This window comes from Microbacterium yannicii PS01 (genome assembly GCF_000304335.1).
Classification (GTDB): Bacteria; Actinomycetota; Actinomycetes; order Actinomycetales; family Microbacteriaceae; genus Microbacterium; species Microbacterium yannicii_A.
Genome location: NZ_CAJF01000002.1, coordinates 60,009 through 77,094, shown reverse-complemented (window position 1 = coordinate 77,094; position 17,086 = coordinate 60,009). Strand labels below are relative to the sequence as shown.

Sequence of the window (17,086 nt, the reverse complement as noted above, 5' to 3'; positions counted from 1 at the left end):
GGCCTCGCATAGGGTCGGATCATGACGATCGCCGACGACGCCACGATCCTGTCCGTCTCGGGCCGCGCGCCCGACATCGATCCGACCGCCTTCGTGGCGTCCGGTGCGCGCGTCATCGGCGCCGTGACGCTGGCCGAGGGAGCCAGCGTCTGGTACAACGCCGTCCTCCGCGGCGACAGTGATTCGATCTCGGTCGGCGAGGGCAGCAACCTGCAGGACAACGTGACGGTGCACGTCGACGCGGGTCATCCGGTGCGCATCGGCCGCGATGTGTCGGTCGGGCACAACGCTGTGGTCCACGGCTGCACCATCGGCGACGGATCGCTCATCGGGATGGGAAGCGTCGTGCTGTCGGGCGCCGTCATCGGCGACGGATGCCTCGTGGCCGGAGGAGCGGTCGTGCTCGAGGGAGCGGTGATCCCCGCCGGCTCACTGGTGGCAGGCGTACCGGCCAAGGTGCGACGCGAGCTCACCGACGACGAGCGCGCGGGCATTCAGCGCAACGCCGGCATCTACCGCGCCCACCTCGACGCGCACGCCGCCGCGAACCCCGTCGCCGACTGAGGGGCCTGCCCGTGCGCATCGAATCGCTGCAGCCGAACGAGGTCTTCGTCTTCGGCTCGAATGCCTCAGGCGCCCACGGCGCGGGGGCGGCCCGTTTCGCCTACGACCGTTTCGGTGCCGTCTGGGGCCAGTCCGAGGGGCTTCAAGGGCAGTCGTACGGCATCGATTCCATGTCGGGTCTGGACGTCTTCGAGGAGCAGGCCCGCCGCTTCGTCGGCTTCGCGACGGCGCATCCCGAGCTCCGCTTCCTGGTCACGGAGGTGGGCTGCGGCATCGCCGGCTACACGCCGGATCAGGTCGCCGGATTCTTTACGGACGCACCGGCGAACGTGGTGCTGCCCGAGACCTTCCGCGCGGTGCTCGACGAGCGGTGACGCGCCTCAGTTCGCGGGGGGCTTCGGCGATGGGTGATGCTTGCCGCGATGCACCTCGTACAGGCGCGCGTGCCCGGGCCACCGAGGATCGTTCTCGATGGCCTGATCGTCCATGAACATGCGGATCACGTGGGCGAGCTGATCGGGATGGCTGAAGTTGATGGCGTGTGCAGCGCCGTCGAGCAGGACCACGAGCACATGTGAGTCGGTCTGACTCGCGATCTCGTCGATGCGGTGCGCGTGGGGGAGCAGCGGGTCTCGCCCTCCCAAAACGACGAGAGTCGGGATGCGAAGCTCCAGAAGACGCTCCAGCGAGGGATATCGGGTCAGCGCCCTGAAGAGCCGCATGGTGCTCGGCACCCCGAACCGCACGTAATCGGGCACCGCCACGCGCGCCATCGTCCTCGGCTCTCGCGGCGCGTCGGCCGACAGCTGGGCGATCGCACGTCGCAGCGGCTGGTTGTACAGGCCGCCCGCGGGAGAGACGAGCACCGCACGGTCGATGCGCTCAGGAAAGCGGTGTGCGAACTCGATGATGACGGGGCATCCCATCGAGTTGCCGACGAGTGTCGCCTTCTCGACACCGCGGTCGTCCAGGAAGCCCAGGGCGGCGTGCGCCAGGTCGGGGATGTCGAGCATGTCTCGGCGGCGGCCGCTGCGTCCGAAGCCCGGCAGATCGGGCACAAGGGTATGGAAGTCGTCGGCCAGTCGCTCGGCGGTGGGAAGCAGATAGCGCCCCGAGAGCCCGAAACCGTGGATGTGCGCCATCACGCGTGCATCTGCGGGAGGCAGCGGCGACTCGCGGTAGAAGACGTCGACGCCGTCGATCCGCGTCCACTTCTCGGCCAGTGAAGACGCAGGGCGTCGGGGAAGCCTGCGCTGCTTCGGCGTCTGGGGCGAGGTGCTCATCACGGCTCCTGGAGGCGGGATCGGTGCCGTATCCAGTGTGGCCCTCGCCGCGTCGCTCGCGATAGTGCAGATCGCGTGAATCCGAATGTGGAGGGGATGACGGGAATCGAACCCGCACCATCAGTTTGGAAGACTGAGGCTCTACCATTGAGCTACATCCCCGCAGCGGCGAGCCGCGGCATCCGCCATTCTATGTCAGACGGCGGAGCTTCCCCGCATCGCAGCAAGCGCCGGGCTCGTCGGCTAGACTTCTCGGGGCCGAAAGCGCGTATCCGCGCGCAACCCCGCCCGGGGCGTAGCTCAGCTTGGTAGAGCGCCCGCTTTGGGAGCGGGAGGCCGCAGGTTCAAATCCTGTCGCCCCGACATCACGGCCCACAGAATTTCCGAACCCAGACCTTCAGCCGCCGCGCTCGCGCGCGGTCCGATAGAGGAGAACGAACAGGCATGGTGAACAGCACCGTCGAGAAGCTCAGCCCCACCCGGGTCAAGCTGCACATCACGGTCAGCCCCGACGAGCTCAAGCCGTCGATCGCGCACGCATACGAGCACATCGCTCAGGACGTGCAGATCCCCGGCTTCCGCAAGGGCAAGGTCCCGGCGCCGATCATCGATCAGCGCGTCGGCCGCGTCGCGGTGCTCGAGCACGCGGTGAGCGAGAGCCTCGACACGTTCTACCGCGAGGCCGTCGCGGCGAACGAGCTGCGCGTCCTCGGCCGCCCGAGCGCCGAGGTCACCGAATGGCCCAACGAGAAGGACTTCACCGGTGACCTCGAGGTGCAGGTCGAGGTGGACGTCCGTCCCGACTTCGAGCTGCCCGCCTTCGACGGCACGACCATCGAGGTCGACGCGGTCGAGGTCGACGAGGCTGCGATCGACGAGGAGCTCGACAAGCTGCGCACTCGCTTCGGCACGCTCGTCACGGTCGACCGTCCGGCAGCGACCGGCGACTTCGTCGAGCTGAACCTCGTCGCCACGATCGACGGCACCGAGATCGATCGCGCCGAGGGCGTGTCGTACGAGGTCGGCTCCGGCGAGCTGCTCGAGGGCATCGACGAGGCCATCGAGTCGCTGACCGCGGGCGAGGACACCACCTTCCGCTCGAAGCTCGTCGGCGGCGACCACGCCGGCGAAGAGGCCGAGGTCTCGGTGAACGTCACGGCCGTCAAGGAGCGCGAGCTGCCCGAGGCGGACGACGACTTCGCCCAGATCGCGAGCGAGTTCGACACGATCGCCGAGCTGCGCGACAGCCTGAAGGACCGCGTCGGCCAGCAGTCGGTGTTCACGCAGGGCTCTGCGGCCCGCGACAAGCTCATCGACGCGCTGCTCGAGCAGGTCGAGATCCCCGTCCCGCCGCAGCTCATCGAGGACGAGGTGCACAACCACCTCGAGGGTGAGGGCCGCCTCGAGGACGACGTCCACCGCGCCGAGGTCGCGGAGGCCAGCGAGAAGCAGTTCAAGACGCAGATGCTGCTCGACAAGATCGCCGAGCAGGTCAACGTGCAGGTGTCGCAGGACGAGCTCACGCAGTACCTGGTGCAGTCCGCCGCCCAGTACGGCATGGCGCCGCAGGAGTTCGTCAACGCGCTGCAGGAGGGCAACCAGCTTCCCGCCGTCATCGGGGAGGTCGCCCGCAACAAGGCTCTCGCCGTTGCGCTCGGCAAGGTCACCGTCGTCGACACGAACGGCAGCCCTGTCGACCTGACCGGCTTCGTCGCCGTCGAGGACGAGGCTGCCGCCGAGGCCGAGACGGTGGAGGAGGCGCAGGAGATCGCGGATTCCGCGGCCGACGCCGACGCCGTGATCGAGGCCGAGGAAGCCGCCGAGAAGCCCGCGAAGAAGGCACCCGCCAAGAAGGCGCCTGCGAAGAAGGCGCCTGCGAAGAAGGCACCGGCGAAGAAGGCCGCAGCCGAGAAGGAGTGATCGCTGCCCAGCAGTGATCGGGGGACGGATGCCGCGGCATCCGTCCCCTTCTGCATCGAGGAGGACCACCATGGACGACTGGGGCGACCGGGTCGAGGCGGTATGGGATGACGGGACGCTGTCGGACTCCGACCGGATAGAGATGATCGACGCGCTCGCGGCAGAGCGCCCGACGTCCGATGGGCGGGCGCTGCTCGAGCGCGCCGGCGCACGCGATGCCGCCGGAATCGAGTCCGAGGCCGCGCCGCTGTATCGGGCGGCGCTCGAGGCCGGACTGGACGACGAGCATCGTGCCCAGGCGGTGATCCAGCTCGCAAGCACTCTGCGCAACCTCGGACAGGCCGACGAAGCGACCAGGATGCTGCGGGCAGAGGTCGATCGCACGCCCGCGTCTCCGCTCCGCGACGAGGCGTGCGCCTTCCTCGCCCTCGCGCTGGTCTCGCAGGGCGCGCCTCGCGAGGCGGCATCGCTCGCGCTGCTCGCCCTCGCGCCGCACCTCACCAGATACCGCCGCTCCGTCGTCCACTATGCCGAGGCATTGGGCGAGGACCGGGGCTGATCTGCCCAGGGCGAACACGGGCGGGTCGCCTCGGCCGCGCCGGTAGATTCGATCTCACGACCACCGGAATCAGGAGTACACATGGCCGAACCACTTGTCGCCACGAGCGTCTTCGACAGGCTGCTGAAGGACCGCATCATCTGGCTCGGGTCGGAGGTGCGCGATGAGAACGCCAACGAGATCTGCGCGAAGATCCTGCTGCTCGCCGCCGAGGACTCGCAGAAGGACATCTACCTTTACATCAACTCGCCCGGCGGATCGATCACGGCCGGCATGGCGATCTACGACACCATGCAGTTCGTGCCCAACGACATCGTCACCGTCGGCATCGGCATGGCGGCCTCGATGGGGCAGCTGCTCCTGACGGCCGGCACCAAGGGCAAGCGCTACATCACCCCGAACGCGCGCGTGCTGCTTCACCAGCCGCACGGCGGATTCGGCGGAACCGCGAGCGACATCCAGACGCAGGCTCAGCTGATCCTCGACATGAAGAAGCGCCTTGCCGAGATCACCGCCGCTCAGACCGGCAAGACGGTCGAGCAGATCAACGCCGACGGCGACCGCGACCGCTGGTTCGGCGCCGATGAGGCCCTCGAGTACGGCTTCGTCGACCACATCCGCGAGTCGGCGACAGACGTCATCGGCGGCGGCGGAACCGCCAACTGAGCGCACCGAAGGCGAAAGAGAGAGAACCCGGAATGCAGACCCCCACCTTCGGCACCAGCGCCCCGCAGGCGCTCCAGATGCCCGGCAGCCGCTACATCCTGCCGCAGTTCGAGGAGCGCACCGCCTACGGCTACAAGCGCCAGGACCCGTACAACAAGCTGTTCGAGGATCGCGTGATCTTCCTCGGCGTGCAGGTCGACGACGCCTCGGCGGACGACGTCATGGCCCAGCTCCTCGTGCTCGAGAGCCAGGACCCCGACCGCGACATCATCATGTACATCAACTCGCCCGGCGGCTCGTTCACGGCCATGACGGCGATCTACGACACGATGCAGTACGTCTCGCCGCAGATCCAGACGGTCGTGCTCGGTCAGGCCGCGTCGGCTGCCGCCGTGCTCCTGGCCGCCGGTGCACCGGGGAAGCGGCTCGCGCTGCCCAACGCCCGCATCCTCATCCATCAGCCTGCGATGGGAGAGGCCGGACACGGTCAGGCGTCCGACATCGAGATCCAGGCGGCCGAGATCATGCGGATGCGCACCTGGCTGGAGAAGACGCTGGCCAAGCACTCGAACAAGACGCCCGAAGAGGTCAACAAGGACATCGACCGCGACAAGATCCTCTCCGGCGAAGAGGCGGTTGCCTACGGCCTGGTCGACCAGGTGCTGACGACCCGCAAGCGCGGGCAGCAGGCGCTGACCAAGTAGGACGGACGCCCCGACGCCCCGTCGCCCGGACTCCCGGGCGGCGGGGCGTCGGCGTTCGCGCGAGGACGCTCTGCTCTGAGCGGACCCGCCCTCCACAACGTGCGTCGCAATCCCACCGGTTGTCGCCGCCACCGGTTAGGCTCGAAGGAAGTCCGGGGTGCGCCCCGAGGTCACGAGGAGGAGCCGCATGGCACGCATCGGTGAGAGCGCCGACCTGTTCAAGTGCTCCTTCTGCGGCAAGAGCCAGAAGCAGGTGCAGCAGCTGATCGCCGGCCCTGGCGTCTACATCTGCGACGAGTGCGTCGAGCTGTGCAACGAGATCATCGAAGAGCGCATGGCCGAGTCCGCCTCCGGTGTGGTCGCCGACTTCGATCTGCCGAAGCCCCGCGAGATCTTCGCCTTCCTCGAGGAGTACGTCGTCGGCCAGGAGGACGCCAAGCGAGCCCTCTCGGTCGCCGTGTACAACCACTACAAGCGCGTCCGCGCGCACGGCACGATCCAGTCGGCCGAGCAGCGCGCCGACGAGATCGAGATCGCCAAGAGCAACATCCTGCTGCTCGGTCCCACCGGATGCGGCAAGACCTACCTCGCTCAGACGCTGGCCAAGCGACTCAACGTCCCTTTCGCCGTCGCAGACGCGACAGCGCTCACCGAGGCCGGGTACGTCGGCGAGGACGTCGAGAACATCCTGCTGAAGCTGCTCCAGGCGGCGGACTTCGACACGAAGCGCGCCGAGACCGGGATCATCTACATCGATGAGGTCGACAAGATCGCCCGCAAGGCCGAGAACCCGTCGATCACCCGCGATGTCTCGGGCGAGGGCGTCCAGCAGGCGCTCCTCAAGATCCTCGAGGGCACCGTCGCGTCCGTGCCGCCGCAGGGTGGTCGCAAGCACCCGCACCAGGAGTTCATCCAGATCGACACGACGAACGTCCTGTTCATCGTGGCGGGTGCATTCGCCGGGCTCGAAGACATCATCTCGTCGAGAGTCGGCAAGCACGGGGTCGGCTTCGGCGCGCCGCTCCACGACAAGGACGACGACCTGAGCCTGTTCAGCGAGGTCCGACCCGAAGACCTCCACAAGTTCGGCCTGATCCCCGAGTTCATCGGCCGCCTCCCGGTCGTGGCCTCGGTCTCTCCGCTGGATCGCGAGGCCCTCATGGAGATCCTCACCGCGCCGAAGAACGCCCTGGTCAAGCAGTACCAGCGCATGTTCGAGCTCGACGGAGTCTCGCTCGAGTTCGATCGTGAGGCGCTCGAGGCGATCGCCGATCTGGCAGTCGCCCGCAAGACCGGCGCGCGCGGGCTGCGCGCGATCCTCGAGGACGTGCTCGGCCCGATCATGTTCGAGATCCCCTCGACCGACGACGTCGACAAGGTGATCGTGAACCGGGCAGCCGTCGAGGAGCGTGCGCTCCCGACTCTGGTCCTGCGAGAGAAGCGCAAGAGCGCCTGACCGGTCGGTCCGGACCCCGCCCCGCTCCGCTGTCGGGACCCCGCCGTAGCGTGAGGATGTGAGCGCACCGCGGCCTTTCTCCGTCCACGTCAGCGAGGACGCCCTCGTCGACCTTCGGGATCGACTGGATCGGTTCCGTCCGCTTCCCGATTCGCCTCGGCGTCCGGCTTCAGGGATGAACGCCGACTACCTGGCGGATCTCGTGGCGTCATGGCGCGCCTGGGACTGGCGGGCTCGCGAGGACTGGCTCAACCGGCACCCGCAGTTCCTCGTCGACCTGGCCGGCACGACGGTGCACTTCGCGCACCTGCGGTCTGCCCGGGCCGAAGCACCGGCGCTGCTCGTGATGCACGGCTGGCCCCATACGTTCGCGCTGCAACTCGACTTCGCCGAGCTGCTTCCCGACTTCCACGTGGTCGTCCCCAGCTTTCCGGGATTCGGATTCTCATCGCCGTACGCCGACGGTCCGATGACGGAGCACCGTCTGGCGTCGACCATGCACGCGCTGATGACCGACGTCCTGGGCTATGAGCGCTATCTGACCTACGGCGAGGACGTCTCGGCGAACGTGAACGACCTGCTCGCCGGGACGTACGGTGATGCCGTCGCGGGCGTCATCGTGACCCATGCGCACTTTCCGTCACGCTCCGAGCGCCGCGACCTCACCGACCCCGCGGAGGTGGCATTCTTCGCCCGCCTCGACGAATGGGGGAGCGCCAACGGCGCGTACGGCCACGTTCAGGCCACCCGACCCGACGCGATCGCCACCGCACTCAACGACTCTCCGGCCGCCCTGATCGCCTGGCTCGCCGAGAAGCTCGTGGAGTGGAGCGACACCGCTCCGGGTGACCCGCGAGCGGTCGAGGCTCGCATCTCGCGCGAGCGCATCCTCACCGAAGCGATGATCTACTGGGTGACCGAGAGCATCGGCACGTCGTTCCGGCCCTACTACGAGGGCGCCGATCAGCCGGATCCGATGCCGCCGGTCGAGGTGCCGGCGTCCGTGCACGTTCAGCGTCACGAAGGCGACTATCCCGAATCGGTGGCTCGCCGCTTCTACCACGACATCCGCGCTTTCGAGCGACTCGAAGAGGGCGGGCACTTCACGGTCGCCGAGATCCCGGCCGTCATGTCGGACCGCGTGCGGACGTTCGCCGCCGGACTCGGCCTCCTCTGACGCTGCAGCGGTGAGCGGAGCTCAGCTCGCGAGGCCCCGCCGCTTCAGAAGCGGCTCGATGGCGGCATCCCTCCCGCGGAAGTCGCGGTAGGCCTCGAGCGGATCCTTCGATCCGCCGACGCCGAGCAGGCGCGCACGGAACCGATCGCCGTTCTCGCGGGTCAAGCCACCGCTCTCACGGAACCACTCCACCGTGTCGGCGTCGAGCACCTCGCTCCAGATGTAGGAGTAGTACCCGGCGCTGTACCCACCCGAGAACACGTGTGCGAAGTACGTCGACGAGTACCGTGTTGGAACCGCCGGGTTGTTCAGGCCGATCTCGGCGAGGGCGTCCGCCTCGAACGCCGCCACCTCCAGATCATGCGCAGCCTGCTCGGTCGACAGCGAGTGCCACGCCTGATCGAGCCACGACGCCGCCAGGTACTCGCTGGTCGCGAATCCCTGGTTGAAGGCCTCGGACGCATGGAGCTTCTCGACGACCTCCTGCGGAAGCGGCGCGTCGGTCTCGAGGTGGCGCGCGTACGCGGCGAGGATCTCCGGCCAGTAGATCCACATCTCGTTCACCTGGCTGGGGAACTCGACGAAGTCGCGGAAGACATTCGTGCCGGCGAAGTGCGGATAGGTCACGGTCGCGAACAGACCGTGCAGCGCGTGGCCGAATTCGTGGAAGAGCGTCGTCACCTCGTCGAGGGTGAGCAGCGTCGGGCTGCCCGCCGAGGGCTTGGGGACGTTGAGGTTGTTGACGACGACCGGTGCGGTTCCGCGCAGACGCGACTGCAGCACCACCGAGTTCATCCAGGCCCCGCCGCGCTTGGTGTCACGCGTGTAGAGATCGAGGATGTAGAGGCCCAGTGCCGACCCGTCCGCGTTGTGCACCTCGAAGATGCGGTTGTCGGGGTGGTAGCCGTTCAGATCATGCCGCTCGCTGAACGTGATGCCGTACAGCTCGGTCGCGGCGCGGAATACGCCGTCCTGGAGGACGCGTTCGGCCTCGAACCAGGGGCGCAGAGCTGCGCGGTCGAGGTCGTACTCGGCTTCCCGGACCTTCTCGGTGTAGTACGCCCAGTCGTGCGCCTCGAGCGGGAAGGGCGCCGGCTCTGCGTCGATGATCGCCTGCAGCTGTGCCTGCTCGGCACGGGCATTGCGCGCCGCGGGGACGGCGAGCCGGCGGAGCAGATCGTGCACGGCCGCAGGGGAGCCGGCCGTCTCGTCCGAGGTCACGTACGCCGCGTGGGAGTCGTAGCCCAGCAGCGCGGCGCGCTCAGCGCGCAGGCGCACGATCTCCAGGAGAGTCGACCGATTGTCATGGTCGTTCCCACGCGAGCCGCGTGACCGCGATGCCTCGAGGACCCTGCGCCGCGAGGAGCGATTCGTCAGCGCGGCCAGGTACGGATGACCCGTGTACAGGGTCAGCGTGACGACCCATGCGCCCTCGAGGCCCCGATCCGCCGCGGCCTGGGCGGCGGCGGACAGCTCGCCCTCGGTCAGACCGTCGAGCTCGGAGATGTCGTCGAACACGACGGCGAGATCGTTGGTGTCTGCCAGCAGGTTCTTCTCGAACTGGGTGGTAAGTGTGGACAGTCGCTGATTGAGATCGGTGAGGCGCGCCTTGGCGTCGTCGTCGAGCCCGGCACCCGCGTGCGACATCTCGGTGAAGTGGCGCTGCACGAGGTAGCGCTGCTCGGCGTCGAGCTCGAGGTCATCGAGCTGCTCGTGCAGCGTCTTCACACGCCAGTACAGCTCCGCGTCGAGCTGGATCGAATCCTGGTGGGCTGACATCAGAGGGGCGAGCTCTTCCTCGATCGCCTGGATCGCCGGCGTCGCGTCAGCAGACGACACGGTGTAGAACGCTCGGGCGACCTCGCCCAGGAGCCGCCCGCTCTCCTCCAGCGCCACCATCGTGTTCTCGAAGGTCGGCATCGAACGGGCGCGGGTGATGGCGGAGATCTCACGGGTGTGCTCGGCGAAAGCCTGTTCGAAGGCCGGCAGATAGTGCTCCGGGGAGATCGCAGCGTAGTCAGGCAGTCCGTACGGGAGGGTTCGGGGGGACAGGAGCGGATTGTCGTTCGCCATTGCGACAGCCTAACTGGGCGTCTCCTCTCGATCGAAGTTCATGCAAAGAAAGCGTTGCAAAGAAACACTTGCAAAGGTGTCTTTGCAAGAGTACGGTGATGCCATGTCCGAGAAAGAACCCGTCGAGAACACCGAGTCGGACCGCGCGGACCGCATCCTGGACGCGGGAGCGCTTCGGGCTCTCGCTCACCCGTTGCGCGTAAGGATCTACGACATCCTGAGCCAGTACGGTCCGCAGACCGCGAGCTCGCTCGCTGAGCGGCTGGGGGAGTCGTCCGGGTCGACGAGCTACCACCTGCGCGCTCTGGCGAAGCACGATCTCATCCACGAGCGCGCGGAGCAGGGTTCGGGACGTGAGCGCTGGTGGGAGCGACCCGTGGGGGGCGTGTCGTTCGCGAACGCCGAGGCGATCAAGACGCCGTCGGGCCGCGCCGCCACGCAGATCGTCATGAACGAGTTCTTCAAGATCCGCCACGACCAGCTCATGGCCTTCATCGAGAGGGGCCTGGCCGAGCATGAGCCGGACTGGCAGGAGGCAAGCATGATCTCCACGGCCACAGCCCGTCTCACCCCCGGGCAGAGCAAAGAGCTTTCGGTCAAGATCATGGCGCTGATCGATGACGCGGTGGAAACCCACCGCACCCAGACCGGCCCCGACGTGCGACCCGTGACCATCCGGGCCGATGTGTTCCCCCTTCCCGAACTAGGAGAGCAAGGAGCTCAGCCATGACCGCCATCCCCGCGCCCCGAGCTGTCGCCCGAGAGCTCGCCGCGTCCATCACGCCGCTCGACCGCGCGCTGCTGCTCACCGCGACCGCGCTGGACGCGCTGGTCTCGGCGCGCCTGCTGCGCCGCGCCAGCGTCGAGCACCGCCGCGCTGTGGCCGTACAGACGGCGAGATCAGATGCCCGCCGCATCGCCGAGGCGCTCGGCGCCGCCGGCATGCTCCCGCGATGAGCAGCACACCCGACGTCATGCGGGCTCCCGGCCGCTCCGCCCGCCCTCGCCGGGAGCCGCTCGGCCGCGACTTCGGGAAGCTCTGGACGGCTGCGGCTTTCAGCAACCTCGCTGACGGGCTCGGACGCACAGCCGTCCCGCTCATCGCCACCACTCTGACTCGCGATCCGCTTGCGATCTCGGTGATCGGAGCGCTCGCGTTCCTCCCCTGGCTGATCTTCGGCCTTCCGGCGGGCATGATCGTCGACCGCTTCGATCGGCGAGTGATCATGGCGGTGGCGAACACCCTGCGCGGCGGCGTCGCGCTGTGGCTCGCGATCCTCACCGCGACCGGGTCGCTCGAACTGTGGGCGCTCTTCGTCGGCACGCTGGTCTTCGGGCTCGGTGAGACGCTCTTCGACAACGCGACGAATGCCGTCATCCCCGGTGTCGTCACGCGACCACAGCTCGACCGCGCGAACGGCCGGATGCAGGCCGCGCAGATCACGATCGACATGTTCGTGGCGCAGCCGATCGCCGGCGTGCTCTTCGCGGCATCGCTCGCGCTCCCGCTCTGGATCGGATCCGCAGGCTATCTCGTCCCCATCGTCCTTGCGCTGCTTCTGCCGCTGTCCGCGGCGCGTCCCCTGCGGAACGAGCCGGTGAGCACGGCGCAACCGGAGGCGCCGGATGTCGCGACGAGCGGCCTGGCCGCCGTGCCCGTTCCGGAGACGCCGGCGCTGGCGCCGTCGCCGAGCTCCGTCTCCGCGCGCGAGGCGATCTCGTACCTGTGGCACAACCGGTATCTCCGGGCCATGGTGGTCTTCACCTCGCTCGTCGGCAGCGCGCTCTCGTTCGCTCAGGCGGCGACGATCCTGTACTTCCTCGACGACCTGCACGTCCCGCCGGCGGCCATCGGCTTCGTCACGGCCGGGGTGGGAGTGGGAGCCCTGCTCGGGTCCCTGATCGCGCCCCGTCTCGTCGAGCGATTCGGCCGCGGCCGCGTCATGCTCGGTGCGAACGTCGGCGCGGCCGTCGGACTCGGATTGACCGGTCTCGCCCCCGAGGTGTTCTCAGCGAGCGCCGCTTACGCACTCGGGGCCTTCTCCATCTCGGTCTGGAACGTGCCCTGGGGGGCGCTCCGCCAGCAGATCGTCCCGGCAGCCCTGTTCGGAAGGGTGCTGGGGATCATCCGTATGCTCACGTGGGGCGTGTTCCCCCTCGCAACGCTGCTCGGCGGTTGGGTGGCGCGCGCCGATCTGCGTCTGCCGTTCGTCATCGCCGGCGTCGTCATCCTGATCGCCACAGCGCTCGGCGCACGGCTCCTCGTGGTGGGCACTCGCAGAGCCGGCGCGGAGGCCGGAGTCGATCAGGACTGATCTCGGGTACAGCCCGGTCAGTTGCCGCCGAAGCCGCTCTCGTCGTCATGCCGGACGACCGCTCGGCCATCGGGACCGAGGGTCACGACGACACCCGTATCGAGTTCCGCGATGGGTCGTCCCTCGAGCCACGTGAGCGTCCAGCGGGGGCGCGGCTGACCGAGCTCGTCGCCCGGAGTCGCCTCGTCGACGCTCAGGATGCCGGGGCGAAGCGCCTCGGGGACGGCGCGGGGCGGCTCCTCGCCCGATGTCCAACGCGTTCCCAGCTGCATGTCAAACCTCCTGTGGTGCGAATCGGACGTCCTCGATCGTGAAATCGTTCCATCCATCGCGGAGCTGGAGTTCTGCGATCCGTCCGACGGCCTTCAGATCGCCCTCGGCGAGACGCAGCCGCTCGACGGTCCCGTCGTCCGCACGAATGGTCAGCGATGACACCGGGGTCTTCTGCGAAGCCTTCGCCTCCGTCTTGGCACGGCGGATTCCGATCAGCGCCTGGCTGGCTGCCTCCAGCACGGCGGGGTCGCCCTCGATCTCCAGCGCCTGGGGCCACGGTGCCGTGTGGACGGAGCCGTCGTTGAACCACGACCAGGACTCCTCCGCGGCGAAGACGAGCACAGGCGCGAACAGCCGCAGCAGAGTCGACAGGGCGATGCGCAGGGCGAGAGCGGCCGAGGCCTGGCCCACGTCGGCCTGGTTGTACGCACGCTCCTTCACCAGCTCGAGATAGTCGTCGCAGAAGGTCCAGAAGAACGACTCGGTGATCTCGAGAGCGCGCGCGTGATCGTAGGCGTCCAGGGCCTTCGTGGCCTCGCGCACCACGCCGTCGAGCCTGGCCAGCATCGAGGCGTCCAGCGCGTGCGTCACCTGAGCCCCCTCGGGGACCGGGAACGACAGGACGAACTTCGCCGCGTTGAGCACCTTGATCGCGAGGCGCCGGCCGATCTTGATCTGCGTGGGGTTCTGCGGGTCGAAAGCCGCGTCGGTGCCCAGCCGGCTCGAGGCCGCCCAGTAGCGGACGGCGTCGGAGCCGTGCTGGACGAGGATGTCTGACGGGGTGACGACGTTGCCCTTGGACTTTGACATCTTCTTGCGATCCGGGTCGACGATGAATCCGGAGATCGCGGCATCCGTCCACGGCGCGCGATCGTCTTCCAGCGCGCTGCGCAGCAGCGTCGAGAAGAGCCACGTGCGGATGATGTCCTGGCCCTGGGGCCGCACGTCGAACGGCGCGACGAGGTTCCACAGCTCAGGGTCGCGCTCCCAGCCGCCGGCGAGCTGCGGGGTCAGCGAGGAGGTCGCCCACGTGTCGAAGATGTCGTTCTCGCCTTCGAAACCGCCCGCGACGCCCCGCTGATCCTCGCGGTAGCCCGGTGGAACGTCGGTCGAGGGGTCGACGGGCAGCGCCGCCGCATCCGGTATGAGCACGCGGCTGTAGTCGCGCTCACCGTTCTCGTCGAGTCCGTACCAGACCGGGATCGGCACGCCGAAGAACCGCTGACGGGAGACGAGCCAGTCGCCGGTGAGGCCGTTCGTCCAATTCTCGTAGCGCACGCGCATGAAGTCGGGATGCCACGACATCTGCTGCCCGAGCGCGATGAGCTTGTCGCGCAGGGCCTCGTCGCGGGCGCCGTTGCGCAGATACCACTGCCGCGTCGACACGATCTCGAGCGGGCGGTCGCCCTTCTCGTAGAACTTGACCGCGTGCGTGAACGGCTTGGGGTCGCCGTCCATGTCTCCGGACTCCTGCAGGAGCTCGGCGATGCGCTTTTTGGCGCTGAACACCGTCTTGCCGGCGAGCTCTGCGTACGCCGCCCGCCCGGCGTCGGTCACGATCACGTCGGGGGCGTCGCCGATGATGCGGCCGTCCTGCCCGAGGATCGTGCGATTGGGCAGATCGAGCTCTCGCCACCACACGATGTCGGTGACGTCGCCGAAGGTGCAGATCATGGCGATGCCCGAGCCCTTGTCCTTCTGCGCGAGCGGGTGTGCCAGCACCGGCACCTCGACGTCGAACAGCGGGGTGCGCACGGTCGTGCCGAAGAGCGGCTGGTAGCGCTCGTCGTCGGGATGCGCGACCAGCGCCACGCACGCAGGGAGGAGCTCCGGGCGGGTCGTCTCGATGACGACGTCGCCGGTGCCGTCGGTCTTCTGGAAGGCGACGCGGTGGTACGCCGCGGGCTGGTCCCGGTCCTCGAGCTCGGCCTGCGCCACCGCCGTGCGGAAGTCGATGTCCCACAGGGTGGGGGCGAGGTCCTGGAACGCCTCGCCGCGCTCGAGATTCCGGAGGAACGCGAGCTGGCTGATCCTCATCGTGTCGTCCGAGATCGTCCGGTACGTCTGGGTCCAGTCGACGCTCAGGCCCAGCGAGCGCCACAGCGCCTCGAAGTGCTTCTCATCCTCGACGGTGAGCTTCTCGCACAGCTCGATGAAATTGCGGCGACTCACCGGGATCTGGTCGGCGGCCCGGCTCGACTTGTTGTCGCCGCCCTCGTATGGGGGAGTGAAGTCCGCGTCGTACGGCAGCGAAGGGTCGCAGCGCACGCCGTAGTAGTTCTGCACGCGGCGCTCGGTGGGCAGGCCGTTGTCGTCCCATCCCATCGGGTAGAACACCGTCTTGCCCCGCATGCGCTCGAAGCGCACCTTGACGTCGGTGTGGGTGTAGCTGAACACGTGCCCGATGTGCAGGCTGCCCGAAGCGGTCGGGGGAGGTGTGTCGACCGAGAAGATGCCCGCGCGGCCGACCTCGGCGGCGCGGATGCGGTCGAACAGGTAGGTGCCCTGTTCGGTCCATTCCGCATCCCACTTCGTCTCGAGACCCTCGAGGGCGGGCTTGTCGGGAATCTGCGCGTCGGCCATGGGTCTCCTCGATATGTGCGGCACCGTGTGAGCGTGCCTGAGTGTGGGATGCCGCTCGATTCTACCCGGGTGCCGGCCACCGAAGAGGAGCGGATGCCGGTGCCCCCGGCATCCGCTCCCGATCGGTGAGTGCGGTCAGACCGCGGCCGACGCGCTCTCGGGTGCCGTCGCGAGCTCCGGTTCGGGTCGCCGGCGCGCGGCGAGCCAGGCCGACACGAGCGTGACGGCCGACATGACGGCGAGGATCACTCCCGGATGCCACCACGCGAAGTCCGTCGCGATGCCCAGCTCGAATGTGACGTACGGCACGAAACCGCTGATCGTCGCGGCCAGCGCATACGCGAACGAGAGAGCCGAGTAGCGGAAGTGATCGGGGAACAGATCGTTCATGAGCCCGCCCAGCGCCGCCCACGCCATGGTCGGAAGGATGCCGCCCACGATCATCGTGCCGACGAGGATCGGGAAGGTCGCGAACTGGAGCAGGAAGTACATCGGGAACGTGATGAGGAGCGTGCCGACCGCGCCCCACAGCACGACCTTCGCGGAGCCGATCCGGCTCGCCCATGCACCGAAGAGGGGAATCGTGACCAACTGCAGCAAGCCGCCGACGGTCGTCGCGATGAGAAGGTCCTGGAAGCTGAACCCCAGCTGCTCGACACCGTAGTTGACCGTGTAGGTGTTCATGAGCGAGTACGAGCCGATGCCCAGCAGCGCCGCGCCGATCGCGATCGCCATCGCGGCGGGGCGCTGCGCGAACATCGTGAGGAACGGCAGGCGGTCGCGGCGTCCCTCGGCGACCACGCCGGTGAAGACCGGCGTCTCGGAGATCGTCAAGCGCAGATAGAGCGAGACCGCCAGGAGCGGCAGCGCCAGCAGGAACGGGATGCGCCATCCCCAGTCGGCGAGCTGCTCAGCGGGCAGCACCGCGGTCAGGACGATGAACACGGTCGCCGAGAGGATGGACCCCACCGGCGAGCCGAGCTGCGGGATCGCAGCATAGAAGGCGCGCTTGACCGGCCCGGAGTGCTCGGTGGCGATGAGGATCGACCCGCCCCATTCGCCGCCCAGCGACAGGCCCTGCACGATGCGCAGGAGGACGAGCAGGACGGCGCCGACCCAGCCGGCCTGCGCGTAGGTGGGCAGCAGGCCGATAAGGCCGGTGGCGACGCCCATGATTCCGACCGTCCACAGCAGAGTCGCGCGACGGCCGAGGCGATCGCCCATGTACCCGAAGAGGATCGCGCCGATCGGCCGGACCACGAACGCGATCGCGATCGTCAGGAACGCGACACTGGTCGCTCCCAGTTCGCCCAGCGGATCGAAGAACAGCGGCCCGACGAAGAACGCCGAGAAGTAGGCGAACAGGTAGAAGTCGAACGATTCGAGCGACGTTCCCACCATCGACGCCCACGCGACACGGCGGGCAGGAGTCGAAGAAGGCGAGAGCTGAGAAGAGGGCGCGGTCACGGAGGTCAATCTTGGCACGGGTCCAACAACCTCGCGCCCGCCCCAG

16 protein-coding genes and 2 tRNA genes are annotated in these 17,086 nt (G+C 68.2%); 12 read left to right on the top strand and 6 right to left on the bottom strand.

Annotation, left to right across the window (positions count from 1 at the left end):
* Positions 1-21: 21 nt before the first annotated feature.
* Both WYM_RS01635 and WYM_RS01630 read left to right on the top strand, forming a co-directional pair.
* Positions 22-564 carry a gamma carbonic anhydrase family protein gene (locus tag WYM_RS01635; protein ID WP_019179079.1) on the top strand — a complete coding sequence of 181 codons (543 nt, stop codon included), beginning with the start codon at positions 22-24 and terminating at the stop codon, positions 562-564.
* A gap of 11 nt (positions 565-575) precedes the next feature.
* Positions 576-938 (top strand): A1S_2505 family phage non-structural protein, encoded by a 363-nt coding sequence (locus WYM_RS01630; protein WP_019179078.1) that lies wholly within the window; start codon positions 576-578, stop codon positions 936-938.
* A gap of 6 nt (positions 939-944) precedes the next feature.
* Here WYM_RS01630 and WYM_RS01625 read toward each other — a convergent pair whose 3' ends face one another.
* Both WYM_RS01625 and WYM_RS01620 read right to left on the bottom strand, forming a co-directional pair.
* Entirely contained in the window at positions 945-1,847 is a 903-nt protein-coding gene (locus tag WYM_RS01625) for an alpha/beta fold hydrolase (RefSeq protein ID WP_019179077.1), read from the bottom strand.
* 88 nt (positions 1,848-1,935) lie between these two features.
* Positions 1,936-2,009 (bottom strand) — tRNA-Gly (locus tag WYM_RS01620).
* Positions 2,010-2,136: 127 nt separating this feature from the next.
* Between WYM_RS01620 and WYM_RS01615 the strand changes: the two genes are divergently transcribed.
* The 7 genes from WYM_RS01615 (at position 2,137) to WYM_RS01585 (ending at position 8,329) form a co-directional block, all read left to right on the top strand.
* Positions 2,137-2,210 (top strand) — tRNA-Pro (locus tag WYM_RS01615).
* Positions 2,211-2,291: 81 nt separating this feature from the next.
* Complete coding sequence (gene tig, locus WYM_RS01610; RefSeq protein WP_019179076.1) at positions 2,292-3,767, top strand: trigger factor; 1,476 nt, start codon at positions 2,292-2,294, stop codon at positions 3,765-3,767.
* Positions 3,768-3,837: 70 nt separating this feature from the next.
* A complete protein-coding gene (locus WYM_RS01605; RefSeq protein WP_019179075.1) occupies positions 3,838-4,326 on the top strand; it encodes a tetratricopeptide repeat protein in 489 nt (162 codons plus the stop codon).
* Positions 4,327-4,407: 81 nt separating this feature from the next.
* Complete coding sequence (locus WYM_RS01600) at positions 4,408-4,992, top strand: ATP-dependent Clp protease proteolytic subunit (RefSeq protein ID WP_019179074.1); 585 nt, start codon at positions 4,408-4,410, stop codon at positions 4,990-4,992.
* Positions 4,993-5,024: 32 nt separating this feature from the next.
* Positions 5,025-5,696 (top strand): ATP-dependent Clp protease proteolytic subunit, encoded by a 672-nt coding sequence (locus WYM_RS01595; RefSeq protein ID WP_019179073.1) that lies wholly within the window; start codon positions 5,025-5,027, stop codon positions 5,694-5,696.
* 187 nt (positions 5,697-5,883) lie between these two features.
* On the top strand, positions 5,884-7,152 hold the full coding sequence (gene clpX / locus WYM_RS01590) for an ATP-dependent Clp protease ATP-binding subunit ClpX (RefSeq protein WP_019179072.1): 1,269 nt from the start codon (positions 5,884-5,886) through the stop codon (positions 7,150-7,152).
* A gap of 58 nt (positions 7,153-7,210) precedes the next feature.
* Positions 7,211-8,329, top strand: coding sequence for an epoxide hydrolase family protein (locus WYM_RS01585; RefSeq protein WP_026059460.1), 1,119 nt, complete (start codon positions 7,211-7,213; stop codon positions 8,327-8,329).
* Between the two features lie 21 nt (positions 8,330-8,350).
* Here the strand turns inward: WYM_RS01585 and WYM_RS01580 are convergent, their stop codons facing one another.
* Positions 8,351-10,402, bottom strand: coding sequence for a M3 family metallopeptidase (locus tag WYM_RS01580; protein WP_019179070.1), 2,052 nt, complete (start codon positions 10,400-10,402; stop codon positions 8,351-8,353).
* Positions 10,403-10,505: 103 nt separating this feature from the next.
* On the opposite strand from WYM_RS01580, the gene WYM_RS01575 reads away from it, so the two are divergent.
* The 3 genes from WYM_RS01575 to WYM_RS01565 are packed head-to-tail and all read left to right on the top strand — an operon-like array spanning position 10,506 to position 12,717.
* Positions 10,506-11,132, top strand: a complete 627-nt coding sequence (locus WYM_RS01575) for an ArsR/SmtB family transcription factor (protein ID WP_019179069.1) — start codon at positions 10,506-10,508, stop codon at positions 11,130-11,132.
* Positions 11,129-11,359 carry a hypothetical protein gene (locus WYM_RS01570; RefSeq protein ID WP_019179068.1) on the top strand — a complete coding sequence of 77 codons (231 nt, stop codon included), beginning with the start codon at positions 11,129-11,131 and terminating at the stop codon, positions 11,357-11,359. The genes WYM_RS01575 and WYM_RS01570 overlap by 4 nt, the downstream gene beginning before the upstream one ends.
* Positions 11,356-12,717, top strand: coding sequence for an MFS transporter (locus WYM_RS01565; RefSeq protein ID WP_019179067.1), 1,362 nt, complete (start codon positions 11,356-11,358; stop codon positions 12,715-12,717). Before WYM_RS01570 ends, WYM_RS01565 begins: the two co-directional genes overlap by 4 nt.
* A gap of 17 nt (positions 12,718-12,734) precedes the next feature.
* On the opposite strand, the gene WYM_RS01560 is transcribed toward WYM_RS01565, so the two are convergent.
* The 3 genes from WYM_RS01560 to WYM_RS01550 form a co-directional block, all read right to left on the bottom strand.
* Positions 12,735-12,989 carry a hypothetical protein gene (locus WYM_RS01560; RefSeq protein WP_019179066.1) on the bottom strand — a complete coding sequence of 85 codons (255 nt, stop codon included), beginning with the start codon at positions 12,987-12,989 and terminating at the stop codon, positions 12,735-12,737.
* A 1-nt stretch (position 12,990) separates the two neighbouring features.
* Entirely contained in the window at positions 12,991-15,573 is a 2,583-nt protein-coding gene (valS, locus tag WYM_RS01555) for a valine--tRNA ligase (RefSeq protein ID WP_019179065.1), read from the bottom strand.
* A 135-nt stretch (positions 15,574-15,708) separates the two neighbouring features.
* On the bottom strand, positions 15,709-17,040 hold the full coding sequence (locus tag WYM_RS01550) for an MFS transporter (protein ID WP_237739270.1): 1,332 nt from the start codon (positions 17,038-17,040) through the stop codon (positions 15,709-15,711).
* Positions 17,041-17,086 lie beyond the last annotated feature (46 nt).

Excerpts from the sequence above, each read along its gene's own strand:
- WYM_RS01635 (WP_019179079.1), top strand. The coding sequence starts at position 22 with ATGACGATCGCCGACGACGCCACGATCCTGTCCGTCTCGGGCCGCGCG.
- WYM_RS01625 (WP_019179077.1), bottom strand. The coding sequence starts at position 1,847 with ATGAGCACCTCGCCCCAGACGCCGAAGCAGCGCAGGCTTCCCCGACGC.
- tig (WP_019179076.1), top strand. The coding sequence starts at position 2,292 with ATGGTGAACAGCACCGTCGAGAAGCTCAGCCCCACCCGGGTCAAGCTG.
- WYM_RS01605 (WP_019179075.1), top strand. The coding sequence starts at position 3,838 with ATGGACGACTGGGGCGACCGGGTCGAGGCGGTATGGGATGACGGGACG.
- WYM_RS01600 (WP_019179074.1), top strand. The coding sequence starts at position 4,408 with ATGGCCGAACCACTTGTCGCCACGAGCGTCTTCGACAGGCTGCTGAAG.
- WYM_RS01595 (WP_019179073.1), top strand. The coding sequence starts at position 5,025 with ATGCAGACCCCCACCTTCGGCACCAGCGCCCCGCAGGCGCTCCAGATG.
- clpX (WP_019179072.1), top strand. The coding sequence starts at position 5,884 with ATGGCACGCATCGGTGAGAGCGCCGACCTGTTCAAGTGCTCCTTCTGC.
- WYM_RS01580 (WP_019179070.1), bottom strand. The coding sequence starts at position 10,402 with ATGGCGAACGACAATCCGCTCCTGTCCCCCCGAACCCTCCCGTACGGA.
- WYM_RS01575 (WP_019179069.1), top strand. The coding sequence starts at position 10,506 with ATGTCCGAGAAAGAACCCGTCGAGAACACCGAGTCGGACCGCGCGGAC.
- WYM_RS01570 (WP_019179068.1), top strand. The coding sequence starts at position 11,129 with ATGACCGCCATCCCCGCGCCCCGAGCTGTCGCCCGAGAGCTCGCCGCG.
- WYM_RS01565 (WP_019179067.1), top strand. The coding sequence starts at position 11,356 with ATGAGCAGCACACCCGACGTCATGCGGGCTCCCGGCCGCTCCGCCCGC.
- WYM_RS01560 (WP_019179066.1), bottom strand. The coding sequence starts at position 12,989 with ATGCAGCTGGGAACGCGTTGGACATCGGGCGAGGAGCCGCCCCGCGCC.
- valS (WP_019179065.1), bottom strand. The coding sequence starts at position 15,573 with ATGGCCGACGCGCAGATTCCCGACAAGCCCGCCCTCGAGGGTCTCGAG.